General features: G+C 33.0%; 26 protein-coding genes and 1 tRNA gene. 26 read left to right on the top strand and 1 reads right to left on the bottom strand.

The features are described 5' to 3' along the window. Nucleotides 1-103 precede the first annotated feature (103 nt). The 7 genes from CA_RS19135 (at nt 104) to CA_RS19105 (ending at nt 8,166) form a co-directional block, all read left to right on the top strand. Nucleotides 104-940, top strand: coding sequence for a hypothetical protein (locus CA_RS19135; protein ID WP_010966981.1), 837 nt, complete (start codon nt 104-106; stop codon nt 938-940). Between the two features lie 189 nt (nt 941-1,129). Next, nucleotides 1,130-1,447, top strand: coding sequence for a MazG-like family protein (locus CA_RS19130; RefSeq protein ID WP_010966980.1), 318 nt, complete (start codon nt 1,130-1,132; stop codon nt 1,445-1,447). A gap of 21 nt (nt 1,448-1,468) precedes the next feature. After that, a complete protein-coding gene (locus CA_RS19125) occupies nt 1,469-2,470 on the top strand; it encodes a YybS family protein (protein ID WP_010966979.1) in 1,002 nt (333 codons plus the stop codon). Further along, complete coding sequence (locus CA_RS19120; protein WP_010966978.1) at nt 2,470-4,455, top strand: DHH family phosphoesterase; 1,986 nt, start codon at nt 2,470-2,472, stop codon at nt 4,453-4,455. The genes CA_RS19125 and CA_RS19120 overlap by 1 nt, the downstream gene beginning before the upstream one ends. Before the next feature lie 3 nt (nt 4,456-4,458). Beyond that, on the top strand, nt 4,459-4,902 hold the full coding sequence (rplI, locus tag CA_RS19115; protein WP_010966977.1) for a 50S ribosomal protein L9: 444 nt from the start codon (nt 4,459-4,461) through the stop codon (nt 4,900-4,902). A 16-nt stretch (nt 4,903-4,918) separates the two neighbouring features. Continuing rightward, on the top strand, nt 4,919-6,823 hold the full coding sequence (gene lonC, locus CA_RS19110) for a Lon family ATP-dependent protease (protein WP_010966976.1): 1,905 nt from the start codon (nt 4,919-4,921) through the stop codon (nt 6,821-6,823). Nucleotides 6,824-6,837: 14 nt separating this feature from the next. Further along, nucleotides 6,838-8,166: a replicative DNA helicase gene (locus CA_RS19105; RefSeq protein WP_010966975.1), complete on the top strand. Its 1,329-nt coding sequence runs from the start codon at nt 6,838-6,840 to the stop codon at nt 8,164-8,166. 130 nt (nt 8,167-8,296) lie between these two features. Here CA_RS19105 and hsp18 read toward each other — a convergent pair whose 3' ends face one another. After that, nucleotides 8,297-8,752 carry a heat shock protein Hsp18 gene (gene hsp18 / locus CA_RS19100; protein WP_010966974.1) on the bottom strand — a complete coding sequence of 152 codons (456 nt, stop codon included), beginning with the start codon at nt 8,750-8,752 and terminating at the stop codon, nt 8,297-8,299. A 380-nt stretch (nt 8,753-9,132) separates the two neighbouring features. Between hsp18 and CA_RS19095 the strand changes: the two genes are divergently transcribed. The 19 genes from CA_RS19095 (at nt 9,133) to CA_RS19005 (ending at nt 25,830) form a co-directional block, all read left to right on the top strand. Next, a tRNA-Thr gene (locus tag CA_RS19095) sits at nt 9,133-9,208 on the top strand. Nucleotides 9,209-9,558: 350 nt separating this feature from the next. Then, on the top strand, nt 9,559-9,849 hold the full coding sequence (locus CA_RS19090) for a WXG100 family type VII secretion target (protein ID WP_010966973.1): 291 nt from the start codon (nt 9,559-9,561) through the stop codon (nt 9,847-9,849). Continuing rightward, nucleotides 9,827-10,369, top strand: coding sequence for a type VII secretion protein EssA (gene essA, locus CA_RS19085; protein ID WP_010966972.1), 543 nt, complete (start codon nt 9,827-9,829; stop codon nt 10,367-10,369). The genes CA_RS19090 and essA overlap by 23 nt, the downstream gene beginning before the upstream one ends. Continuing rightward, nucleotides 10,353-10,625, top strand: coding sequence for an EsaB/YukD family protein (locus CA_RS19080; RefSeq protein ID WP_010966971.1), 273 nt, complete (start codon nt 10,353-10,355; stop codon nt 10,623-10,625). Before essA ends, CA_RS19080 begins: the two co-directional genes overlap by 17 nt. Next, nucleotides 10,612-11,727 carry a type VII secretion protein EssB gene (essB, locus tag CA_RS19075; protein ID WP_010966970.1) on the top strand — a complete coding sequence of 372 codons (1,116 nt, stop codon included), beginning with the start codon at nt 10,612-10,614 and terminating at the stop codon, nt 11,725-11,727. The genes CA_RS19080 and essB overlap by 14 nt, the downstream gene beginning before the upstream one ends. Before the next feature lie 9 nt (nt 11,728-11,736). Continuing rightward, a complete protein-coding gene (gene essC / locus CA_RS19070) occupies nt 11,737-16,233 on the top strand; it encodes a type VII secretion protein EssC (RefSeq protein WP_010966969.1) in 4,497 nt (1,498 codons plus the stop codon). Next, nucleotides 16,226-16,684 (top strand): DUF4176 domain-containing protein, encoded by a 459-nt coding sequence (locus CA_RS19065; RefSeq protein WP_010966968.1) that lies wholly within the window; start codon nt 16,226-16,228, stop codon nt 16,682-16,684. Before essC ends, CA_RS19065 begins: the two co-directional genes overlap by 8 nt. Further along, a complete protein-coding gene (locus CA_RS19060; protein ID WP_010966967.1) occupies nt 16,681-17,067 on the top strand; it encodes a DUF4176 domain-containing protein in 387 nt (128 codons plus the stop codon). The genes CA_RS19065 and CA_RS19060 overlap by 4 nt, the downstream gene beginning before the upstream one ends. Then, nucleotides 17,060-17,371 (top strand): hypothetical protein, encoded by a 312-nt coding sequence (locus tag CA_RS19055; protein ID WP_010966966.1) that lies wholly within the window; start codon nt 17,060-17,062, stop codon nt 17,369-17,371. Before CA_RS19060 ends, CA_RS19055 begins: the two co-directional genes overlap by 8 nt. A 13-nt stretch (nt 17,372-17,384) precedes the next feature. Next, nucleotides 17,385-17,657, top strand: a complete 273-nt coding sequence (locus CA_RS19050) for a hypothetical protein (RefSeq protein WP_010966965.1) — start codon at nt 17,385-17,387, stop codon at nt 17,655-17,657. Next, a complete protein-coding gene (locus CA_RS19045; RefSeq protein ID WP_010966964.1) occupies nt 17,654-19,768 on the top strand; it encodes a T7SS effector LXG polymorphic toxin in 2,115 nt (704 codons plus the stop codon). The genes CA_RS19050 and CA_RS19045 overlap by 4 nt, the downstream gene beginning before the upstream one ends. 18 nt (nt 19,769-19,786) lie before the next feature. Then, nucleotides 19,787-20,617 carry a hypothetical protein gene (locus CA_RS19040; RefSeq protein ID WP_010966963.1) on the top strand — a complete coding sequence of 277 codons (831 nt, stop codon included), beginning with the start codon at nt 19,787-19,789 and terminating at the stop codon, nt 20,615-20,617. 188 nt (nt 20,618-20,805) lie between these two features. Next, nucleotides 20,806-22,083 carry a hypothetical protein gene (locus tag CA_RS19035; protein ID WP_010966962.1) on the top strand — a complete coding sequence of 426 codons (1,278 nt, stop codon included), beginning with the start codon at nt 20,806-20,808 and terminating at the stop codon, nt 22,081-22,083. Between the two features lies 1 nt (nt 22,084). After that, nucleotides 22,085-22,582 carry an SUKH-3 domain-containing protein gene (locus CA_RS19030; RefSeq protein ID WP_010966961.1) on the top strand — a complete coding sequence of 166 codons (498 nt, stop codon included), beginning with the start codon at nt 22,085-22,087 and terminating at the stop codon, nt 22,580-22,582. A gap of 640 nt (nt 22,583-23,222) precedes the next feature. Beyond that, nucleotides 23,223-23,381, top strand: coding sequence for a hypothetical protein (locus tag CA_RS19025; protein ID WP_013913635.1), 159 nt, complete (start codon nt 23,223-23,225; stop codon nt 23,379-23,381). Between the two features lie 82 nt (nt 23,382-23,463). Then, the gene (locus CA_RS19020; RefSeq protein WP_010966960.1) at nt 23,464-23,943 is read left to right on the top strand and encodes an SUKH-3 domain-containing protein; all 480 of its coding nucleotides are present in this window, start codon (nt 23,464-23,466) and stop codon (nt 23,941-23,943) included. 478 nt (nt 23,944-24,421) lie between these two features. Continuing rightward, nucleotides 24,422-24,685: a hypothetical protein gene (locus CA_RS19015; protein ID WP_013913634.1), complete on the top strand. Its 264-nt coding sequence runs from the start codon at nt 24,422-24,424 to the stop codon at nt 24,683-24,685. 11 nt (nt 24,686-24,696) lie between these two features. Further along, the gene (locus CA_RS19010) at nt 24,697-25,146 is read left to right on the top strand and encodes an SUKH-3 domain-containing protein (protein WP_010966959.1); all 450 of its coding nucleotides are present in this window, start codon (nt 24,697-24,699) and stop codon (nt 25,144-25,146) included. A 378-nt stretch (nt 25,147-25,524) separates the two neighbouring features. Next, nucleotides 25,525-25,830, top strand: a complete 306-nt coding sequence (locus CA_RS19005; protein WP_010966958.1) for a hypothetical protein — start codon at nt 25,525-25,527, stop codon at nt 25,828-25,830. The last annotated feature ends 204 nt before the right edge of the window (nt 25,831-26,034 follow it).

Here is a 26,034-nt window from a genome sequence, read left to right as displayed (position 1 = left end):
AAAAGTTAACAGCATTTGACTAGTGTTGATTTATGTTAAGGTAATGTGTTAAAATAGAAAACAGTGATTTAAATAAATTATCTGAATGTAGGTGGGATAACAGATGAAAAAAATCTTTTCATTTATAGCAGCGATATCAGTAAGTGCATCACTAGTTGGATGCGGAAGTAGTAGCTCGGGTAAAGTAGGTAGCAGTAAAAAACTAGTTACCAAGGATAGTACTATAACAAAGATTATAGAAAATAAGGTTAAGGCAATTAACGATGGTAAAATTGATGATTATATGAAAAACTATGATGAGAAATCAGGTATATATAAAACTGTTAAAGAAGATAAGCAAGACGATTTTTCTAAGTATAAAATGAAATCATCAATAGAGGACATGAAGATATTAAATAAGGATTCCAAAAGTGCACAAGTTCAAGTTATAGAGAGTAATTCAAAAATCAAGGGACCTGGATTCTTAGATAACAGAACTATGTACGTAGATTATTTGAAGAATATAAATGGAACTTGGAAAATAACAAATGAAAATGTAACAAGAGTAGAATATAAGGATCCAGTATACGATACTTTATATAAGAATGTAAAGAAAGCTAATGATAAGAAGCTTGATGATTATATGGATACAATAGATCCTACAGATAATGATAATTACAATAAAATTAAGGATTCCATGCTTGATTCCTTTAATAAGTATGATATTGTATATACTCTTGAGCAAGCGGATATAAAAAGCAAATCTGATAAAGATACAACTGTTGATTTCGTAGAAACTTCAATAGATAAGAAAAAATCAGATTACAAGGATAACAGAACTACAGGGGTATATCACCTTAGGATTGTAAATGGTGCTTGGAAGATATTTAAAACTGAGGTTAAGAGTACAGAGTCTATTGATAAAAACGGAAATACTATAAAATCAGCATCAAAGAAATAAGTAAGGACATCCCTCTTGCAATATTATGCAAGAGGGTTTGCTTATTAGGTGACTTTTTAAATAAAAGAAGAAATATGTACATATTTTATATGTATTCGTTTTAGTATTAAATATAGGTTGAGTGGCTTAATTTATATTGCATAAATATAAAAAGATAACTAAAATATAGTTAAGACAGGGGGATTATTTATGAAGAAAGAAAATTTTAAAATAATGTCTGATATAAAAACCATTGAGGGTCTAAAGGCAGATTTATTATGCGTAATAGGCGATTTTTTTAAGGTTTTGACCAAAGGTACAAATGCTGCTCAAGATGCAATACTAAATTGTATTTCAAGTGCAATAATATTATTATATATACTAGGTGGAAGATTAGGATATTCACATGTGGAAATAGATGAGACAATGAAAAAAAAGTTAAAGCTAGGTATTGTTGAACAAGATGATATAGAAAAGGATGGGAAGGATCTTACAAAACTATATAGGCATTTAAAGGACAGAATTTAATATTATTTGGAGGAAATATCAGTGCAAAATTATAATGTAAGAGCTATAGGTGAAGTGGCCTTAATGGCTGTAATTTTATTTGTTTTAGTATTTTTAGGAGTATACGGATATGGTATAATTCAATTTATGATGTTTCTTACACCGCTGCCATTTGCAATAGTGTATTTAAAGTATGGATTTAAGCATTCCTTATTAGAGGTAGTAATTGCAGCAGTGCTTAGTTGTATTTTTATAGATCCTAAAATAGCGGCGTTAGTTATGGTAATGTTTTTAATACCTTCAGTTGTATTTATTATAAGCACTAAAAAGGGATTAAGTTTTTCAAAAACGTTTATTATTATGAGTATAGCTTATATTGCAGCAACAGTATTTGAATATACAGCAATACTAAAGGTATCTAATAACATTACATTTATAAATATAGTTGATGATATGGTGAATTCGGCAAAATCAAGCATTAATGATGTTGGCAAGATGTACTTAGAGGCAGGCATGAATAAACAGCAGGTTGATGACGCATTGGATATTTTAAGGCAAAGCTTTACAAGACAAAATATACTTAATGTTGTTCCTGGACTGCTTACAATATTATCTACTATTTCAGCTTACTTCACTTGCTTTGTAGGAGAAAGAATATTTAATAGATTAAAGATTAAAGTGAATTATCAGCTAAAGATTTATAACATATATATTAATAATTTAGTTTTGGCTTTTTCAATAATTCTCGGATGTATAGGATTAGTACTTAAAACTAGAAATATAATTTTAGGGGATTATATATATTATACGGTATCTATGACAATGGGATTGTATTTAATTGTAACTGGATTATCGTTAATTGTATATTATTTAAAATTTAAACAAAAACTTAGTAATTGGATTATTGCCTTAATTTTAGTAGTAGGAATTTTATTAGTTCAATTGTTGTATTATGTATATATGGCATTAGCATTTGTTGATTCGTTTATGGATTTCAGAAAGATTGGTATAAAAAAAAGTAATAAAAAACAGGGTGAAATATAATGAAGAAAAAGTATAGAGGTTTTTATGATCAAAATTTATCATATATCTTTATTAGTTTAATTCTTATAATATTAATGTTTGTGTATGGTCATTATAGGGATGCTATATTAGCTTTAATTGTCACATTGTTTTTTATTGGTTATGATGTTGAAAAGTTGAGATTAAAAAAAGATGAGTGGAAAAACTTTATAGAAGATTTCTCATCTAGTTCAGATATAGCTGCGAGAAATATTCTTATAAATTTGCCATTTCCAGTGATAATAGTCAGTGAAAAAGGAAATGTTTTATGGTACAATCAAAGTATTTCTAATGTATTTAATGATGATATTTTAGGAAACAACTTGTCATCAGTAATACAAGATAAAGATTTAAGTAATTTACTATCTAAAGATAATAAGCCTTGTAAAAATTTTAAGATAAAAGAAAAATATTATGATATATACAGCAGTAGAATGAAAATTTTTGAGAAGAATAAAGAAATATTTTTAATATATTTCTATGATGTTACAGATAGGCATGAATTTGAAGAAGAAATTTCAAACTGTAAAACATCAGTGCTACTAGTTGAAGTGGATAATTTAGATGAGGTGGTAAAAAGTACTCCTGAAGATAAGAAACCATTACTTAAGGCACAAATAGAAACAGTGATAATTAGCTATGCTAAACATATAAATGCCATGTTTAAGAAATATTCAACAGGTAAATACGTTCTAGTGATCCAAGATAAGCAGCTTAAAAAGGAAGTAGAGAAAAGGTTTGAGATATTGGATCAAATAAGAGAAATAGATATGCAAAATAGTTTAGCAGTAACTTTAAGCATTGGTATTGGTAAATCAGGTAATACACCTATTGAAAATTACAACTATGCTGTTTTAGCTAAGGAGCTAGCGCTTGGACGCGGTGGAGATCAGGTTGTAATAAAAGATGGAGAGCAGCTGCTGTTCTATGGAGGAAATACAAAAGAAGTTGAAAAAAGAACTAAGGTAAGAGCAAGAGTCATAGGACAGTCTTTAGTGGAACTAGTAAAGGAAAGTACAAATGTTTTTATAATGGGGCATGTAAATCCAGATATAGATTGCATAGGTGGTGCTATAGGATTATATAGTGTACTAAGCAGTAAAGTAGATGGAGATGTGCACATTGTTCTTGATGATACTAGTTCAAGTGTTGAAGGAATTGTTAATAGACTTGTAGAAAATTACGATGAATATAAAAATGTTTTTATGAGAAGCAGTGATTGTATCGAACTTATAGATCAAGGTTCAATTTTGATATTGGATGATGTTAATAGTAGAAATTATGTTCTAAGCGAAAAAATCTTAGAAGAAATAAGTAAAGTGGTTGTTATTGACCATCATAGACGTGCTGCAAATTATATAAAAGATACTATTCTAAGTTATATTGAGTCATATGCATCATCTACTTCTGAATTAGTTACAGAAATGATACAATATATGGATGAGAATCATAAGCTTAAACCAATTGAGGCAGAGGCTCTTCTTGCAGGTATTGTAGTTGATACTAAGAATTTTTCTTTTAAAACAGGGGTAAGAACCTTTGAAGCTGCAGCTTTTTTAAGGAAAAATGGTGCAGATACTATTGAGATAAAAAAGCTTTTTTCAAATGACTTAGAAAATTATATAAAAAAATCTGAAATAATTAAGTCTGCTAGGGTTTTTCATGGTAATATTGCTATTGCCATATGCCCAAAAGAAATAGATAGCAATATAATGGCCGCACAAGCTGCTGATGAACTTTTAAACATAACAGGCATGAAAGCATCATTTGTTCTTGTTAAGATAAAAAACAACATACTTATAAGTGGAAGGTCCTTTGGAGATATAAACGTACAGGTAGTACTAGAAGCTTTAGGTGGAGGTGGGCATATAACCATGGCAGGAGCAAAGGTAAAGGCGTCTTCTACAGAGGATGTGTTAAACAGTTTGGTTAAGGCTATAGACAAATACTTAGAGGAAGGTGAATAATATATGAAAGTAATATTATTAAAGGATATAAAGAGCGTAGGAAAAAAAGGGGAAGTTATAAACGTATCAGATGGATATGCAAGAAATTTTTTATTCCCTAGGAAATTAGCTGAAGAAGCAAATAACTCTAACATGAGAGTTTTAAATTTAAAGAAGGATGCAGAAAGAAAACAGAAGCTTCAAGAAACAGAAGAAGCTCAAAAACTTGCTAATGAACTTAAGGGAAAGGTTTTAAAGCTTTCTGCAAAGGCAGGGGAAAACGGAAGATTATTTGGAGCAATAACAAGCAAAGATATAGCTGCTGAAATTAAGAAACAATTTAATGTAGATATAGACAAGAAAAAAGTAAATTCAGAGACTATAAGAAAATTAGGAAATTATGAAATTGAGTTGAAATTATATCCTGAAATTTCAACAAAAATAAATGTATTGATTTCAGAAGGTTAGTGAGAGGGGTTAACAGGTGAAATTACAGAGTGATTCAGAAGAGATAAGAAAAGAAGATAGCAAGACTATCCCTTTAGATGTTCAAGTAAATGCATTATATGATACTGTAAAGAACATTTTAGACGATAAGACAATTAGGGCAAGAATCATTAAGTATAAGCTTAATAAATATCTATCTAGCAAGGACTCAGCAAAGAAAATATATGCAGTGAATAAAATTATAAGTGAAGGTAAGGGAATAGCTGTTATTCCTACAAATGAAGAAGAAACATATGAAGCAGTTGAGGATACTACCAATTGGATTGTTGAGAATGTTGCTAAAAGGTATATTCAAAACGAAATTGAAAATGAAGTAGAGGATGCCTTAGTTAAAAGACAAAATAAGTACTTAGAGGAAGTAAGGCTTGGCATAATAAGAAAGAAAAAAGGCCCGGAAAATAAAAGTACTTTGAAGAAATATGACAAATTAAAAAAACTTGAAAAGATAAAACTATCAAAAAGCATACAAAGCTTGTTGAGACCGCAGACCTTTTCAGAGATAGTTGGACAAGAAAGAGCAATAAAGGCACTAGTGTCAAAACTAGCCTCACCATATCCACAACATATTATACTTTATGGTCCTCCAGGAGTAGGAAAAACTACAGCGGCAAGAATAGCATTAGAAGAAGTTAAAAAGCTTAAGTATACTCCGTTTAAAAAAGACGCAAATTTTGTTGAGGTAGACGGAGCAACTCTTAGATGGGATCCTAGAGAAATAACCAATCCTCTTTTGGGTTCGGTACATGATCCTATATATCAAGGAAGTAAGAGAGATCTTGCAGAAACAGGAGTTCCAGAGCCAAAGAGCGGACTTGTAACAGATGCACATGGAGGAGTACTTTTTATTGATGAAATAGGAGAGCTTGATGTTATGCTTCAAAACAAGCTTTTAAAGGTTCTTGAAGATAAGAAGGTAGAGTTTTCATCCTCCTACTATGATCCTGATGATGAAAATGTACCTAAGTATATAAAATATTTTTTCGAAAAGGGAGCTCCAGCAGATTTTGTTTTAATAGGGGCAACTACTAAGGATCCATCTGAAATTAATTCAGCACTTAGATCAAGATGTACAGAGGTATATTTTGAGCCATTGTCATCTTCAGACATTATGGATATAATTGATAATGCAGCAGATAAATTAAATGTTCTACTAGAGGATGGTGTTAAAGAATTAATAAGTAGATACACGATTCAGGGTAGAAGGGCTATAAATATATTAGCAGATGTTTATGGATATGTTCTTTATAGTCAAGGATTAGAACCTAGTGACAAGGTTGAAATAAAGGTTAAAGATGTTGAAACTATAGTTGGAATAAGTAGGTTAACTCCATACGAAAAGAATATTTTTGACGCAGAGTATGAAGTTGGTCATGTTTTTGGACTTGGAGTTAGTGGATTTATGGGTTCAACTATAGAAATTGAAGCTGAAGCCTTTGAAGCAAAGCAAAAAGGAAAAGGAACTATAAGATTTAATGAAACTGCTGGAAGTATGGCAAAGGATTCAGTATTTAATGCTGCGTCTGTTATTAGGAAATTAACAGATAAAGATATTAAAGACTATGATATACATGTTAATGTAATTGGTGGAGGTAAGATAGATGGTCCTTCAGCAGGAAGTGCTATAACTATATGTATATTAAGTGCAATTTTAAATAAAGAAGTTAGACAGGATGTTGCTATGACAGGTGAAATTTCGTTAAGAGGAAAGATTAAACCTGTAGGCGGAGTATTTGAAAAGATATATGGAGCAAGAAGAAGAGGAATAAAGCTTGTTACTGTTCCTGAAGATAATGCTAAGGATGTTCCTCAAGGACTTAAAGATATAGAAGTTAAAAGCGTTACAAACATAGAAGAGCTTATTAATATAGTTTTTAAAAAATAGGAGGAATGTAAAAGATGGAGGCACCCTTAAGAGCTATGCCTCAAAACCTGGAGGCAGAACAGAGTGTTTTAGGTTCCATGATAAGCGATAAAAACTGTATAGCACAAGCAGCTGAATCCCTAAGAGGAGAGGATTTTTATCGCCAGAATCATCAAATTATTTTTAATGCTATGTTAGAACTTTTCCAAAAGGATATACCAGTAGACTTGATAACACTTTTAGAGCATTTAAAATCTACGGATAAGCTTGAAGCTTCAGGTGGAATAACATACGTAACTCAAATCAGGGATTCCATAGCATCTACTGCAAACATTCAATCTTATATAAAAATAGTTAAAGATAAGGCAGTGTTAAGAAAACTTATAAAATCTTCAACGGATATAATTGAAGAAAGTTATTCTAAGCAGGATGATGTAGAGAAGGTACTAGACAGTGCGGAAAAAAGAATATTTGATATAGCAGAAAATAAAGTTACAAGTGATTTTGAAGCAATGAATGTTGTACTTGAGCGTGGTTTTGAACAGATAGAGAAACTTTATAACAACAAAGGGGAAATAACAGGGATTCCGTCTGGTTTTCCTGAATTAGATGATAAAACATCAGGATTTCAAAAGGGAGATATGGTTCTTATTGCAGCAAGACCTTCAATGGGAAAAACTACATTTGCTCTTAATATAGCAGAGTATGCAGCATTAAGGGCAGGCAAGAGCGTAGTAATATTTTCTCTAGAAATGTCAAAGGAGCAGCTTGCATACAAGTTACTATGCTCAGAAGCTAATGTTGATATGTTAAAGCTTAGAACAGGAAATCTTGAAGATGAAGATTGGGATAATATTGCTAGAGCATCAGGACCGCTTGCAGATGCCAAGATTTTTATTGATGATACTGCTGGAGTTAGCGTAATGGAAATGAGGTCTAAATGCAGAAGATTAAAAATAGAGCATGGTATAGATCTTATAGTAATTGACTACTTGCAGCTTATGAGTGGAAATGGAGAAAGCAGACAGCAAGAGGTATCTGAGATATCAAGATCTATAAAGGCACTTGCAAAGGAGATAGGGTGTCCAGTTATTGCTCTTTCACAGTTATCGCGTGCTCCTGAGCAAAGAAATGATCACAGACCTATGCTTTCGGACTTAAGAGAATCTGGTTCTATAGAGCAGGATGCCGATCTTGTTATGTTCCTTTATAGAGATGAATATTACAATAAGGAAACTGAACAAAAGAATGTTGCAGAATGCATAATAGCAAAACAGAGAAATGGTCCTACAGGAACTGTTAATCTTGCTTGGCTTGGTCAGTACAGTAAGTTTGGTAGGTTAGATGTAATTCATCAAGAATAATAAAAAACAACTTGTGGATAACACAAGTTGTTTTTTATATTTTATAGTTATTAACATTGTTAATATAAAAATCATACTACTGTGGATAAGTAGGGGGAAGAAAGTTATCAACAGTGTATAACTTTTTTACTTAGTGGATATCAATTCTTCTTCCATTATCTTTTCCCTTAACCTTCTTAGGTAAAGTTATTCTAAGAACTCCATCAAGAAAAGATGCATCAATTTTTGAGTCATCAATATTATCTACATAAAAGCTTCGTCTAAGTTCTCCATAACTTCTTTCACGTCTTACAAAATTATTGTTATCATCTTTAGTCTCAACAATGTCATCTCTTTTTGCATTTATAGTTAAATAGTTGTTTTCGTATTGAAGCTCAATGTTATCTTTTTTAACACCAGGTAAATCTGCTGCAACTGTATATTTATCATCATCTTCTTTTATATCTACTTTGAAGCCTGCATTTCCATTGAATGTAGTAGTAGGGAAAAAGTCATCTGAGAAAAAGTTATCAAACATCTTATCGAAAAAATCCTCTCTTCTCATTAAACCATTATTATTTCTTCTAAAAGGAACCATTCCAAACATAATTAAAACCTCCTAATATTAAATATTTTTTAGTTATTAGCTTATTTTAATTTTTTATTCAATGTATACATTAAAGGTGCAAAGCGAATTGAATCAAAATATTTTTAGAAAATACTGAATGTTTGAAGTTTTTCTTCTCTTCACCTTACAAGTATATGATAGTACGAAAGTCAAAGAAAGTCAAAATCAAAAAGGATTTTAAATATTAAGATTTTAGGAGGTATTCAAAGCGATTGTGGGATAAATTTACTTTTTCAAAAAATATAAAAAGTTTTAGTAGCATTTCATCAGAAATAAAAATTACAATGTTAGAACTTCAATTTTTTTCATAAAAAGTTGTGTAAAAGGGATTAATGTAGTAAAATATATTTCGTAAGTATGCTCCTGTAGCGCAGTTGGTAGCGCAGCTGATTCGTAATCAGTTGGTCGTAGGTTCAAATCCTATCTGGAGCACCAAGAGAGTTAATGCCAAAGCTTTTAGAGCTTTGGCATTTTTTTATGTGGTGAAAAGCCCCAATATAAAATGTAAAAGGTAACTGAATTTCTACCTAATATATTTATATATAATACAATACGTAAAGCAACTTTTAGGGATTTACACAAAAAGACAATATTAATTATTTCGTTATAATTATCAATAAGATGTAAACTGTTGAAAACCCTTGAAATAAACCATTGACAGTCGAAGATGAGAGTAATATAATAAATCTGCAATGGGAAAAGTTTGGTAATGAATACGAATGGTATTAAATTTCGTATTTAACTGTAGCAAACAATACCAAAGATATATATAAGGAGGAGTTATTATGGCTCAAATATCTGTAACACCTGAAGAGTTAAAATCTCAAGCTCAGGTTTATATTCAATCTAAAGAAGAAATCGATCAAGCAATTCAAAAAGTAAATTCAATGAATAGCACAATCGCTGAGGAATGGAAAGGACAAGCCTTCCAAGCGTATTTGGAACAATACAATCAACTTCATCAAACTGTTGTTCAGTTTGAAAACCTTCTTGAGAGCGTAAATCAACAATTGAACAAATACGCAGATACTGTTGCTGAACGTGATGCACAAGATGCTCAAAGCTTCGGTTTCTAATAAAGCAAGATGCTACTTTTGGTGGCATCTTTTGTTAAAAAGTGGACTATTACTATTCATCTGTATGGTTTTGGGGATAGTATTTTTGGCCAGCCCTAAGTGTTTTGCAGTTGATAATGGAAGCCTCCAGCTTAATCCTAATGTGATTACCAATTCAGATGGAGGCGTTGGAACAACAAGTGACTTTTCAATACGAAGCCAGCTTTTTACACCTACAATTGACAAGCTCGCAAAAGAGCAGGCTCATGATAATGTTCCAAAACAAAGAGAGACACTTGATTTCTCAAAGCAGGCAATAAATACACTCTACAATGCAAACACAAAAAAGGTTGTAGAACAACTCTTTGTCAATTACAAGCCTCAAGTCATTGCATCTAGTACGAGCACAAGTGATTCTAAAACGATGATATGGTATTGGGTCATTTTACTAGCTGCTGTTCCCTTGATTGTTTTAGCGATTTTCTTAGGACAAAAAAATGCCCAAAGGAGGTTAAGAAAGAAAAATGAGCGAACGCATTGATATAAGTATTGAGTTAAATGGGCAACAGTTGGATTTCTGTATTCCCACAGAAATAACGATGGGGCGTTTTACAGAACTCATGCATCAAGTGCTTAAGGGTGGAGTAATGCCCCAAAATTGGACGCTTAAATTGAAGGATAAAAACATAAAAGTTGATGATACTGATTTGATAAAAGAATTGCCAATAGGGAGTGGGGATGTTTTTTGCATTCTTCCCACACAAGAAAGGCAGGAGAATTTGAATGAAAATATCTAACAGTAAAACTAGTCTTGAGTTTGAAAGAAATAAAGATTTTTTTCAAGTACGCTTAGAAAGTACGCAATTTAAGGAAGCCGTACTTAAAGAACTTTCTGACAAAGTTATTGTCAATGAAGACAATGAGACATGGGTACTTTCTTACCCTGTTCCTGAAGCTGCTAAAAGTCTTGCATCTGCTACTCGACTTGCAAAGACGCGTCTTGAAAGATTAAAATTGGCACAAAAACTTGCTACACTTTCTGGTCTGGAAAATCAATTCAAAATTCCTTTTCTTCATCCAGAAAATATACTATTGATGGGAGAAACACTATTTGTTGTTCATTTTGGTTTGCATAAGCTTCTTGCCCCATTTGATATGACTCCAGTGGACTTTTTAAAATCGTATAAAGCCCTTATTTTTTACATATTTAATTCTAAAGTACCATTTGAGTCACTTGTTTCTGGCTCCCTGGCAATGAATGATAAGTTCAGTCAAACCATTAATAGTTTTGAGAGCACCCAGGAAATAGCTGAATTTATTGATGAGGAGTTACAAAAAGAAACAGAAAAAATCAATCGAAATATCGCTTTTGTATCCAAGGGACGCTATCGTTTCTTTAAATACTTTGGAACTTTGGCGATTATTCTTGCACTTGTTTTAGGTTGGTTTACTTACTATTATTACAGTAACAGTCAAAAGCAAAATGCAATTATTACTGCGCAGACTGATTTCTTGACAAATAACTATGACAAAACGCAGACCGATTTGCAAAACTATTCTCCTAGTAAACTGCCAAAATCAGCACGTTATATACTAGCTGTAAGTTCTGTCAATTTATCAGATTTAACAACGACGCAGAAACAAGCTATATTAAATAATATTTCAACCAAATCGGATGATAATACCTTAAATTACTGGGTTTATAGTGGTCGTGGAGATTTTAAACAAGCCTTGAACCTTGCACAAAATTTAGGTGATGTTCAGTTGACATTATTAGCATATACTAATCTTTACGAGACGACCAAGCTTAATACCACAATGGATGGTGCGAAGAAACAACAACTTTTGGATGAGTACAATAAGAAAATTCAGGAGCTAACAAAAAATCTTGGAAAATAGGAGGTACTTATGAGCAGTAAAGGTTTTGAAATCGGAGAAGAGATAAAAGAACAAAATTTCTTTATTGATAATAGACTTGATGCGAGCCAGCTCTTCTTTGTAATTTATCTTTTAGGAGAGAAGCTCCATACCATTAGTTTGTCAGAGGAACGTCCGTCTATTAGGTATGAAGGGTCACTCTTTGGTGTGATTGGTGGTACACTGTTTATCAATGGTACGACCGTTACTACAGGATACTCTAAAGTGGGAGAACTTGAAGTCTTAGTAGTTTCTCCGCAAACTGCTGAGACAATGTTTTTCTTAATTAACAAAGAGGATTATTTTGTTCTGGGATCAGACACAATTGCAAGTATACAAACCCAAGGAAATGCGCAAGTGGTCATTCACGAGGACACCTTTATAATTGATGACAATGAAGAATTTGTTTATTTCAACAATGCTCCAATCAAGGGGCATCATTATGTTAAAGGAGTTCAAATAGGGGATCAAATATTAACCCATGATTTTTTGCTTGAAAAGCGTAAAGAACAATGGAAATTAACTACATTTTCAGAAACTGTTGTTTTTAACCAGGAGAGCTTTTTAAGACAGCTTCCCGCGGTTGAATTTCCAAAGGATTTTCCTAAATACAGACGTAGTCCGCGGCTTCGTTTAGAGCCTCCTTCTGATAAATTTAAGATTCAGAAAATCGGAGAAGCTCAAAAGCCAAGTAAAAATGGAATTTTAAGAGCAATTGTTCCGCCGCTTGGTATGCTTGCTGCGACGGGGGTTACAAGTGTTCTTTCTGGACGTAATCCTATCATGATGTTAGGAATGGGCTCCATGAGTGTTATAACGGCTACTTTCACAGTTTCTCAGTATATAAGTGAGAAGAAGGAGCATAAGATTGAGGATCAAAAGCGAAAGGAAGACTACGAGCAATACCTTATCAAGGCGGTAGCTGAAATTTCTGATAAATATGATGAAGAAACAGAAGTATTGCATTTTAGAAATCCCTCACCTGAAAAGTTAGCTGAAATGATTGAAACTTACAATTCTCGAATTTATGAGAGGATGGCAAGTGACAAAGATTTCTTAGTGGTTACGCTCGGCACTGGAAATCAAGCATCTAATTTATCTGTTGATTCGGATATTAATGATCGAGATAATGATGAGAAGTCACTGCGTGTTAAGCACCTTGTTGAACACTTTTCGACGCAACGAGAAGTACCAATAACTCTTAATTTGAGCACGCAAACTTTGGGATTGGTTGGAACCTATCCTGTACTAAAAACCGCAGTTGCTAATTTATTACTACAAGTGGCTTTCTTCCATTCTTATAGAGATGTCAATTTCTTGAGTCTTGTGCCAGAGAAAAGTTATCGAAAAGATTGGATACAATGGCGACTTCTCCCTCATTTCAAAATTCAAGAATTGAATATGCGTGGTATTGTTCATAATGCCCATACACGTGATCTTCTCTTAAATTCTTTCTATCAGATTTTGAACAAGCGTAAACAAGTACTAAAAGACGCAGGGAAAGAAAAACCAAAATTTGTACCACATTATATTTTTACGATTTTTGACGACTCTTACCTATCAGGTCATGGTATTAACGAATTTTTGGCAGAGGATATGAGTGAGCTTGGAGTGACAGTTATCTGGTGTAAGGAAGATCAAAAACTTCTTACTGAAACAGTTACTGCACTTGTAGAATACAAAAACCAAAGTGCAGGCGAAATCATTAATGATAATAAAATCTATGTGGCCAAATCTTTCGAACCATACGGAGATGTACCATTACTTGAAAAGAGCCTTCGTAAGCTCACTAATTTAGAGCACGTTGAAGTAGAGAAAAATGCGATTCCCGAAAGTTTAAGTTTGCTTGACCAATACGAAGTTAAAAAGGTTGAGGAATTGGATATCCAGGAGCGCTGGGCAAGCGCTGAGCCTAATAAGTCAATTAAATCTCTTATTGGTTGGCGTGGAAAATCGGAATATATGTATTGGGATTTGCATGAGAGGGTTCATGGACCACATGCTTTGGTGGGTGGTACTACAGGTTCTGGTAAGTCTGAATTCTTAACAACTTACCTAATCGGACTTGCTATTAACTTCTCTCCAGAAGATATTGGAATGCTCATCATTGACTGGAAGGGTGGAGGTATCGCTAATACCTTGGATAAACTCCCACATTTCATGGGATCTATTACAAACTTGGATGGAGCAGGAACTGCCAGAGCATTAGCAAGTATCAAGGCTGAAATGGATAAGCGTATGAAAGAATTCGCTAAGTTCGGAGTGAATAACATAAACGGCTATATGAGTCTTTATAAGAGCCGCTTAAATCCTAAACCTGATACGAAATATCCTGAAAAACCGATTCCACATTTGATTTTGGTCTCTGATGAATTTGCGGAGTTAAAATCAAATGTTCCCGAGTTCTTAGATGAGTTGACTTCTGTGGCACGTATCGGACGTTCTCTTGGAGTACATTTGATTTTAGCAACTCAAAAGCCAAGTGGCGTTGTCAATGACCAAATAGAAGCCAACTCAACGAGTAAAATTGCTCTTAAGATGGCAAGTGAGCAAGATTCTAATGAACTTTTAAAAACACATGATGCAGCACATATAACGCAGCCGGGACGTGGATATATAAAGGTTGGTGAAAACGAGGTCTATGAGCTTTTTCAAAGTGGTTATGCAGGAGTTCCTTATGATCCAGATGACACTACGGTAGAAACTGTCGATGAGCGTATTTATCAAATTAACGGTATTGGTCAAACGGAACTGGTTTACGATCCAGGCGAGGAAGTGGTTCAAGGACATGACACAAGTGACTTACCTACACAACTTGAAGCTGTTATTTCGGAAGTCAATCGTGTGTTTGAGGCATCAAACTTAACACTTCCGGCTAAACCTTGGTTACCTAATTTGGAAAGTAAGATTCCAACACCAGAGGTAACTCAAACAGCAGAACTCAATACAAAAATTCCATTGGGTCTCCTTGATATTCCAAGCAAGCAGACTCAAGAGAACTATACTTTTGATATTACGGATTCTAGTCATACGGCTATCTTTTCAAGTCCGGGCTATGGTAAATCAACTGTACTTCAAACAATTGTCATGAATTTGGCAAGGCAAAATACACCTGAGCAGATTCAGTTCAATCTTATTGATTTTGGGAATAATGGCTTATTGCCACTCAAGGAATTGCCGCATGTAGCAGATATCGTGATGTTGGAAGAGGTAGAAAAGCTTCAAAAAATGATGGAACGAATTTCTTCTATATTATTCTATCGAAAGAGCTTGTTTAAGAAAGTAGGAGTTGCATCCCTTTCTCAGTATGAGGCAAAAACAAAAGAAAAGCTTCCTATCATTATCACTATATTAGACAGTTATGATGGCTTAGGGCAACAAGACCGTAGGAAAGAAGATATTGATAATTTACTCATTCAACTATTGCGTGAAGGGGCAGCCCTAGGACTATACCTTATCATGACCGTAGGACGAGTAGGCGCAGTGCGCATGAGCATGATGTCAAATATCAAAACTAAGATGGTGCTTTATCTAAATGATGAGTCTGAAGTGGTTGCAGTGATGGGACGAGAGAGAGTGACTCAAGAAGAAATTGTTGGACGTGGGCAAGTGATGCTGGATATTCCAACAGCAATTCAATTTTATTTGCCAACTCACGATGGGAATGATGTTAAACTTCTTGAAGCTATTGAAAATGATGTGATTAAAATGGATAAAGCGTGGACCGGAAAACGCCCTAAAAAGATTCCAATGACACCTGAAGAATTAAGCTTGGAGATTTTTGAGGAATATTCAGAGGTTATGCAGTGGCAAAGAGAACAAAAGATACCAATGGGAATGTCTTATCAAACAACAGAAATTCTTGGAATTGTACCAAGTGCTCAGCCGTATTTCTTGTTTGCACCAATGGATGATGATCAGATGTTACTTTTCCAAGCCCTTTTATTGAAACAAATTGCTAAAATCAAGACAGGTGTCTTGTTGGTTGATTTTAATGAAAGTTTTGAGGAAGTACTTGCTCATCACTCTTTAACGGAAAATGTCACACTCATTACAGATAAAAATGATGCTAAAGATGTCATTGCAGGTATGGTTGGTTATGTGAAGCTTGCAAAAAAGCATGAAAATGGCGAGCCGATGCTTCTTGTGATTAGCAATCTTCAAGATTTTATTCAAAAGACAAACCTTCCTGCCAGTGATTTTGTTTTAGCCTTGAAAAATGTTTACAAAGCAGGCTTAGATGTGTTGATTTTTGCTCCGCATGAATATATAGCGAAGAGTTTTGACGAAGTACCAAAAGCTATTAGACAATTGAAATTTACAGGAATGATTGGTTCAAGAGCTTATGATACTCCTCTAATCAAAGGTACAAGCAGTTCTAGAGAACCTGAGCTTTCAATTCAAGATGCTTACTTTGTGTTAAGAGGTGGCTCTAGTTTTGATAAGATGAAATTGCCGGAGCTTACGAAAGGAGAAAATAATGACTAAAAGTTCACCAGTATTATTACCCCTAGGGACGGCAGTAAGAATAAAAGACGATGATAGTATCTATATTATCATTTCAAGAGGCTTTCAAAAAAGGGGAGAGGAGACCATTGCGGGCTATCGCGGTGTTCCTCACCCTTTTGGAGAAAATAGCAAATATAAGACACTTGTGATTTCAAGCAAATCCATTACGGAAGTGGTTCAACGAGGTTATGAGGACAAGCTAGATGAAAAGTTTATAGATGAACAGCTAAAAAAAGCCCTTGACGCTCCGACAGCCTCTAAAAAAAAAGAGCCTGTAAAAGAGCCTGTCAAAATCGTGGAAACTGCTATGCCAAAGGCTGAAGCGGAAGTAAAGAAGGTTCCTAAAAGTACTCCAGTAAAAAAGGAGCCTGAAAATCCTTATGATCCATTTTATAAACTCAAACATAAAGGAAAGGAAGTTAAAAAATGATGGAAGAAAAAAGTTTTTTACCACTTGGAAGTATTGTAATTCTTAAAGGTGCAATCAAAAAATTGATGATTGTCAGCAGAGCAAATGTAGTCAATAACAATTATTTTGATTATGGTGCAATACTTTATCCTGAAGGGATGATTGATGAAAATGTAGCTTACTTTAATGGCAAAGACATCTTGAAGGTGGTTTCAGAAGCATATACAGATGATGATGATGCCTTGATGGTTGAGCAACTATGTCAAGCTAAAGAAGAGTACTTAGCGTCTAGCGTAGAAATTAAAGAAAATGTTTCAGCACCAGAAACAGCCGCAGCAGAGGAAGGAAACTTTGACGATGATCCTTTTGCAGCTGTGAGAGATATGGAGGATGACGATGAGTGATTCAGAAAAATATAATAAAGTCATACGCCTAAAGGGTTATGTTAATCGACTTTCGAATTTGTTAGATGATACTTATGGCTTGGATTTTACGCAATTCAAAACAGCTGGAACAACGAATTGGTCGGGAAAAGTAAAAAAAAGTCAGTTTGACGATGAATATAAAAAAGCTAGTGACGAATTAGCAAGGACAGCACCAGAAGTTGAAGAAGCGATTTCAACATGTAAGAGTAAGATGTACAGTTTAGCTTGGTCCATTGATGATAAATGGATGAAGACAAAAGCCCTTGCCATTACAGCTTTTTAGGAGGGGGAAAGATATGGGAAACGAGGTATCAGTTAATACTAACAAACATAAAACTCAAGTTATGAAGGTTGGAAAAATTGCATCGAAGGTAGCAGGAGTTAGAAATGGTTTAGACAACAAATATGATCACCTTAAAGTTGATAAAATACATACCATTTTCAAAATTTACGATGATCTCACAAAATTGGTGAGTTCTTATGGAGAAATGGCAGCACATGACTTAAAGGAGTTTCGCCAATTGGGTGTCAATATTGAAAATACTGATAATCAGGGGGCAAAACGATGAGTAATAGTGAACTATATTATGAGGAACTGACCGACCTTTCTGTTCGAATTGCACTAGGAATTAAAAATAGGACAGAGCCCCTTGATGAATTGAGTCAGGCAATGACTCAATTAAGCCAAACTAATGCCATAAAAGGCAACGCAGCTAATGCAATGAAAGCTTATATTAACGAAGTACATATGACCTTGATTCAAACCCTTGAGCTTCTCCTTAACAATTATGAAATGGCACTTGGAAAGTATGTTAAAGGTTATTTAGAAGTGGATAGTGACGAGAGTTTCAAGCTCATTAAAGAGGATTTTGATGCCCATGAGAATAATCTAAGCTCACACCAATCTGATTTTACTTCTATTGGCAATAAGTTAAAAGCTATTTCAGATGAAGCAGAGGATATTATATCCCTAAGAGGAGCAGGCAGCAAACGTCTCTTCAATGTTGCTAAAGGTATGAAAGACATGGAAAAAACGGTGAGCGATCTCAATGATAAATGGAATAAATACGAAAGTTCATATAAAGACTTTGATAATGTTCAAGATTTAATTGCACAGACAACATCTCTCTTGAAGAGTACGCTTTCGGTTCCACGTGGATATTCTTATAGTCCGGGAAGCTTTAGCAAGCTTATAAGTAAGGATTTTGTGAATGCTTTTAAGGTTAATGCCAAGTATGTACAAGATAATCAGAAAGACTTTAAGGCTAATTGGGATAGAATTGGTAAGAACTATAAAGTTGACCAGGATCGAATGGAAGAGGCGGCAAAGGAGAAAGCCAAGAAAGGACTTATTTGGGATGCACTGGAAGTTTGTGCAGGAGTAGTCCTTGTCGCCACAGGAGTTGGATCGGAATTTGGTGTTATGCTTATTGTTGGAGGTGTTAATGGTGCTATCAATCATGCTTCAATAGCAACAACTGGTAATAGTTTTAACATATTGGGAAGCTTGACAAATGGAGCTGAGCAATGGTATAACAAGAATATTGGGGAGCCTTTAGTAAAAACGGGAAATCCTGCTTTGCAGTTTGCAGCTGGTTGTGGCGATGCTGCTATTCAATTTGTTGGAGCAAAGTATCAGCTCGACGTATATGACATAGGTGACACAGTTCATACTTTATGGACTAATCCTGAAGCACAAGCACAATTCAAAGCAGGAGTTGGAAACTATTGGAACAAACTTAGTAGTGGAAATGCTTATACTATAGGACAAACAACTGGGACGGTTTTAAGTTTCGTTGTTAATCCAGGAGATATAGGAGCTGCGGCTGGTAAGGCAAGCAAGGCGGAAAGTTTGCTTGGTAAAGTAGGTACGTTCTCGAAATCCATCGCTGTTTCAAGTGTAGAAAATGCTAAGAATATAGCTACTTCACCATGGAGAACCGTTGATAACCTTGGTAGTAAAGTTGCAGATTTGCGTACAGTATTTAGTGAAGGTAAGGGCGCTATAGGTGATTTAACAAATTCAGTCGTTGTTTCAAGTGCAAAAAATGCGGAGAATATAATTAATTTAACAGGAAGAACACTTGGTAATCTTAGGAGTAAGTTTGCAGATTTGAGTACAGCACTTAGTCAAGGTAATGGTATCAGATATGCATTTCAGGTTGCAGGCGATGATGGCTCAATTTTCAGCAAAATAAGTAAGCAAAATATAGAACATGTAGATGCAGACAAAATATGTCAAGATAGGTATGCACAATGGATTAAAGGTAAGATGTCTGAGGTGGAGACAGAAGTTGAGACTATTCCACCAGAAAAGTTATTGGGAATAGAACATGACCCAATACCTCATCCTAGAAGTGCTTTAAACGAAAAAATTCCTAGAAGCAAAGGGGCACATACTAATAGACCTGGACATCGATTAACGAAAGAAGAGAAGCGATTAGCTAATCAGCATTTAAATGATCTTATTGCTAGAAGAAATGGGGATAGTGCTGCAGCTAATAGATTATCAAAATATAGAGAACATCCATTATTTGATAAAAGAACTACTGGAGGAGATAATTTTGCAGGATGGACTTCACTAGACCTTTCAGCTACTAACAATTCATCAAACATAATGAGATTACTTTATAAGGAAGATGAAAATGTCATAGAGTGGAAAATAATTCAGCAACATTAATAAGGAGTGAAGAATTAAGTGAATATAATAGAAGTTATAATAAATTATACAGTTAATAATTATTCTGAAGAAGAGTGGTGTATTTATGATTCATTAAAATCAGTAAGAGAATATAGTCGTTTCGAGTGTATAGAGGGGGAATCAATTAGTAAGTTAGTTAATCTATTGCCTATGGTAAAGGATAGTTTAACTAAAAGAATACTTATTGAAATTATAGTAAATTATTTATATTGTAAATATGATGAAGGGGAAGAAGTATTATTATTTGATGATAATGAAAAATTACTTGATAAATATATAGATGCACTTGCTGAAGATGAAATTAGTATTAATATTCAGGATGCACAGGATTGCCTTAAGTGTTTTATTGCCTTAGGCATAGAAAAAAATAAAATAATCCATCAATTATTGAAAAAATTAGATAAAAAAATTGCAATAAAAATACTTATATTTTTGATAGATTATGATGATGAAAAGATACTACAAGAATTTAGTGAAATATGTGAAGATGTTAAAACTGCACATAGGATATATGATCGTTTAAATATTTTATCGACATTTATACTAATAGTTCATCCTTTGTGTTCAAAATATGAAAGTATATATTGTGTGTCGACTCAGTATTCAGATCTTATTAACGCAATTGACGATTGGGGATGGAATACACCAGGTGGTGCTAACTATCTAATTGAGGAAAAAGTATTTACTGAAAAAGAGGGAAGAATTTTAGAACACTTAGGTGAGCTGTTATGTAAAAATGTAGATATAAATTCAAAAGAGATAAGAAATTTATATTATGAATTCTTTGAAAATAAAGATCCTTATGATGTTATGTTCACTTTACCGTAAATGATGGAATCTTAATTAATATTTGTACTGAGGTAAATACAGTTGACGAAGAAGGAAAATTTATTATGCAAGAATATAAAAGTGCTGATATTGCTCCATATACTTCAAATGAATAAAAAGGATTTCTAATTGTAATAATGCAGTGAGAAGATCAAATGAACTAGCTGAAAATTGAGTAGGCTAGTTCATTGCTTTTTATAGTAGTAAATCAAGGAGATATAGGTGCTGCGGCTGGTAAGGCAAGCAAGGCGGAAAGTTTGCTTGGTAAAGTAGGTACGTTCTCGAAATCCATCGCTGTTTCAAGTGTAGAAAATGCTAAGAATATAGCTACTTTGCCATGGAGAACCGTTGATAACATTGGTAGTAAAGTTGCAGATTTGCGTACAGTATTTAGTGAAGGTAAGGGCGCTATAGGTGATTTAACAAAATCCGTTGTTGTTTCAAGTGCAAAAAATGCAGAGAATATAATTAATTTAACAGGAAGAACGCTTGATGATGTTAAAAAAGCAGCAGGATTTGTAAATGGAAAGCTGTTACCAGCGTCAGGAGAAGCAATAAAAGATTTTGGCAAGGTATTAAAAAATACAGGAAAAGATTTAAAAGGATTAACTCGTCAAGTAGAAGTTGAAATGCCCGGTGTAGGTCGAGTTAGTGTAGGACCTAATATAGAGTTTAGTGAAGTAGTGAAGAATTTTAAAAATGGAGTTGGAGATATTAAGGATAACTTTGTGAAGGCCGTTAAGAGCGAAGATAAGGTGATGGGTAATCCTAGTGGAGAGGGTAATTACTCTACGGAAGAGTGGTATAATTATTTGAAAGAAAAATATGGGGAAGATAATGTTTATTTATGTACTGATGAAAAATCATTAATAAATTCTGTATCTGAAAAACTAGATAGTTTTAGAAAAAATATAAATGGTGATGTTTATGGAAAAACTGCTGTTGCATATGGTGAAAATTTGGACACAGTATCTATGGCAACATCAAATAGTCATCAGTATAATCCAACTATATTAACTGATGGTGAAAAATTTGATAAAAATATGTATAATAAAATACTTAAAGAGTATGGAGATGAATCAGTTGCTTATTCGAAATATTATGAGCATACATTAACAGAAGATTATATAAAAACATTGCCAGATGAATATTTCACAAGTAAAGGTCTTGTAAAAGATGATGTTATTTCTGAAATGAAGAAATTGACAGATGCTATTGAAAATACTAAGAATGAGGCTAGAATAGCTGGTAAATTTAGCAAATTAACTGGAGAACCTTCTTTTAAAGATTGGAATGTAGAGAATTGTGCAGAAGTATGGAGTACTAGAAAAGCAATACTAAATGGTGCTAAATTTGATGATATAAGTTTCAAATGTGTAGAAACTGGTTCAGGGAATTATGCTAAACCATGCGAAAATTGTAAAAGAACATTTAGAAATTTAAATAATGTAGGAAAGGTGAAATAATATGTTAGAAGAAAGAGTAAAAAAGATATTGAAAAGATCAGGGTGGATTGAAAACCAAAAGATAGATATAACAAATCAGGTTAAAATGCTTGAAAGTGAAGGGTATGAAGTATTTGAGGCTGCAAGAAAATTTATGGAAGAGTTTGGTGAAGTCCATATTATAGCTAAATATATAGATTCTTTTGGAGACGAAGATTATGATGAACATTCAACATGTTATGAAGATATGAAATATTATTATGAACATAATGCAAATTATGATGAAAAAGTTGGAGAACGAACAATTCCTGTATGTAAATTATATCAAGGTGAATATATTGTATGTATTTCTGAATCTGGCAAATTCTTTGTTAGTGAGGGAATGTGGGCAGAAGATAGTGACAACTTTTGGAATGGACTGTTAGGTGAATATAAAAGTGGTTTTTTAAACTGGATAGATTATAAGGCAGGAAAAAAGTTTCAGCGCTGTTCCAAATATAAAAATGAAGAATATTTCTAAATTATAATAAATAGAACAGTCATTAGGTTGAGTCCTAATGACTGTTTTTGATAAGTCAGAGGCTATTTTAGATGAGATTGATATTAAAATACTGGAGAAATATAATTCATAAAAATGCAGAAACTCACTACATAAGAAAGACTAATATAAATTTGTAGTAAAGTTAATAAACATTATAGGTTAACTTACTACATTATATTAATAATGCAGTGATAAATGAAATGAATCAGCTGAATTTAAGTAGGCTGATTCATTATTTTTTAGTATTAACATACGCTATAAATACATTTTTTAAAAGAACTACATTAAAAAGCAACAATAATACCTAAGAAAACAGAGATTTAAAGAACTGTGAATGAGAGTGGCATTTAAACTTAAAAAGTGTCGAATAAAGCCTAAAGATACTGATTTAATAGGTATTGATAAACAATTAAAATCTTTTTAACAGTTGTACAAGTATAAGCATATGATAAAGGACTCCCTGGTTAATTATAACAGACATCTTTAGGATTCAGTAAAACGAACATAGAAGATATGCGTAGCCTGATAAGCTAGGAAGATCTGGGTTCGATAATTCTACTTAAAAGTTAATGAAATTGGGAACATATAACTGATATAATTATAAATAATCAATTAATAAATGGATATAATTGTTATAGGACAAACAACTGGAGTTGTTTCAAGTGCAAAAAATGCTAAGAGTGTATTGACTAAAATAAAAGGAACAGTAAGTGACTTTGGGACTGCTTCAGCTGCATTCGCAAAAGCTTTTGGAAAAACTTACGTGGAGGAAAGTTGAAAATTTGTTTAAATTGCCAGCAAACATTTAAAGAATTTTTACATTCAGGAAGATGTATTAGTGATTAGGTAGGTGATATTTAATGAAAGAAAAAACTATTGAGATATTGAAAAAATCCGGGTGGCATCCAAATAGAAAGATTGATATAACAGATTTAGTTGTATATTATGAAAAAAGAGGATTTGAAATATTTCCAGAAGCAAAAAAGTTTTTGGAGGAATTTGGAATGATAGATGTGTACTGTCCAATCAATCCTAGAATACCAGAGGAAGATATTAAAAAATATCATTTCAATAGATATGATTTATATACTACTAATATGATAAAAAGTTTGAATGGTATGTTATCAAGAGATTGTATTAGCGAGTATGAAGAAGAATATGTTGAAGAAAAATTAGTTGTTGTTGGATCATTAAATGGGAACCAATATTTAATGATTTCTGAATCAGGAAAAATGTTTACCGAACATGGATTTTTTGGTAATAATGCGGAAGAATTTTGGGATAGAATTCTTAACTATGATATTGTGACAAATTGGATGCAATGGGATGGATTTATTTAATAATTAAGAATTAATAGGTAATAAGTAAGTATTGATTGTAAAATTAAAAGATACTTATTTAAATTATAAGTACTAATCTAAATAGATTGGTACTTTTTTAGAATAATAAAATAATAATAGACGTTGAAAATAGTCAAATCTACCACTAAAAGATAATAAAACAGGCTCTATCCCAGATGGTGTCAGAAGCTCAGGATATTTTACCAGAAAAGTTATTGATAGTAGTGTTGCAAATGGAATAAGTAAAATTTGTTCAACTGCGGATTTAGGAGATTTAAACTTAAAAGGTGAAGCCGGAAGTGGTATTTGGAAATATAACCCAACAATAAAAGATTATACAGGAGTTGATCCTAGAAAGTTTTGTAAAACACCTGAGGATTACACTAAATATTATAGAAGTTTATTATCTGATGAGCATTTAGAAAGTTTACCTGATAGCTTTTGGGTTGGAAAAAATAAAGAGTTTGTTAAAGAAGATATGGCTAAATTAAGAGCTGATATTGAAAGAGTAAAAAAGGCAGCAGCAGATGAAGGTGAATTTAATCAGTATGGTGAACCAAGCTTTGAATATCGATGGAATGTTGACAATTGTGCAGAAATTTGGAGTTCAAGAGATGCAATATTAAAAGGTGCAAGATATGATGATTTGGTTTATCGTACTGAAAATTTATATGGTGGATTCGCAGAACCATGTGACAATTGCCAAAGGACATTTAAAGGAACTTATAACATTGATAATTAGGGGGTATTAAAATGGAAATATCAAATAAAACAATAGAAGTATTAAAGAAGTCAGGATGGTATGAGGGAAGAAAAATAGATATATCAGAAAATGTAAAATTTCTTGAAGAAAGAGGATTTGAAGTTTTAGAAAGTGCTAAAAGATTTATGGAAGAGTTTGGAGAATTAAAAATAAATGTTGAGAAGAAGAGAAAAGACGGGTCTACAAAAACATCTAAACATACTACTTGCATTAAAGAAACGGTAGGACTTGGAAATAGCTTTAACTTTGGGCTGGAGGATTATGTGGATGAAAAAGTTATGCTTATAGGTTCGCTTTATGATTTTAATATATATCTATATATATCAGAGTCAGGAAGGATATTTGATTCAACAGCGTGGGTAGGAGATAGTGTTTGGGAAGCCTTTGATAACATTATTAATGAAAAAGGAACAATAGTTTGGGGCAAATTTAAAGAGTAAAAACATTATATTTAATGCAAAGCTATGTGTAAAATTAATGTAGTATAAACGATTGTAAGGTTATATTGGTATATTAAAAGAACAAATTAATATGACAAATTTTCAATCTAGAGAAAATATATTTTGTTTGATAATAGTCTCAAGTTAAAGTGAGGCTATTATTTTTAGTGCGCCCAGCATGGGAGGAAACTTGGCAGTGAAAATCTGCTGTGGGTTTGATGGTATGAGAGGAGAAAAATAAAATAAATATTTTCCTCATACTCCATTGGTTTTTAGCTATAAGTGTACTTTAAGCATTATTGATAAAGAATGCTTGTGTTGTTATAATATAATGGAAAAAAATTAAGATACAAAAAAGTAAGACAAAGGAAGATTTAAATGAGTAAATTGATAAAGTGTAAAGCATGTGGTAAAGAAATAGCAAAGAGAAGCATATGTTCTAATTGCGGTAAAGATCATAGGAATTTTTTTGTAAGACATAAGATATTGACAGTGCTAGCATTATTAAGTATGGTGATTGTTGGACTCCTTACAAATGCTTACACGTTAGGACAATCGGTTCCGGTTATATTAGTAATCTTAGCAGCCCTTGGTTACTTTGTTGATATGGTAAAACCTAATAAAGTCAGAGTGTCAGATAAATCTACTTCAACTATTAATGCTGATAGTTCTAAGTTAAAATAGACAACTTTATAATCAAAAAAGAGGGTCTAATAACCCTTCATTATAATTCCGCTAACTTCTATACATACCTCTTTTCAAAATAGAAACCCAAACTATTCTATTAAGGATTTCATGAATTAACTGCAAGATAATGTATAGTAATTAATAGTTGGTTACAATAGTAAAGATACAGTTATATGACTGTATCTTTACTGATTTTTAATG

Source organism: Clostridium acetobutylicum ATCC 824 (assembly GCF_000008765.1).
GTDB classification, from domain to species: Bacteria; Bacillota; Clostridia; order Clostridiales; family Clostridiaceae; genus Clostridium_S; species Clostridium_S acetobutylicum.
This window is presented reverse-complemented; position numbering and strand designations above follow the sequence as displayed.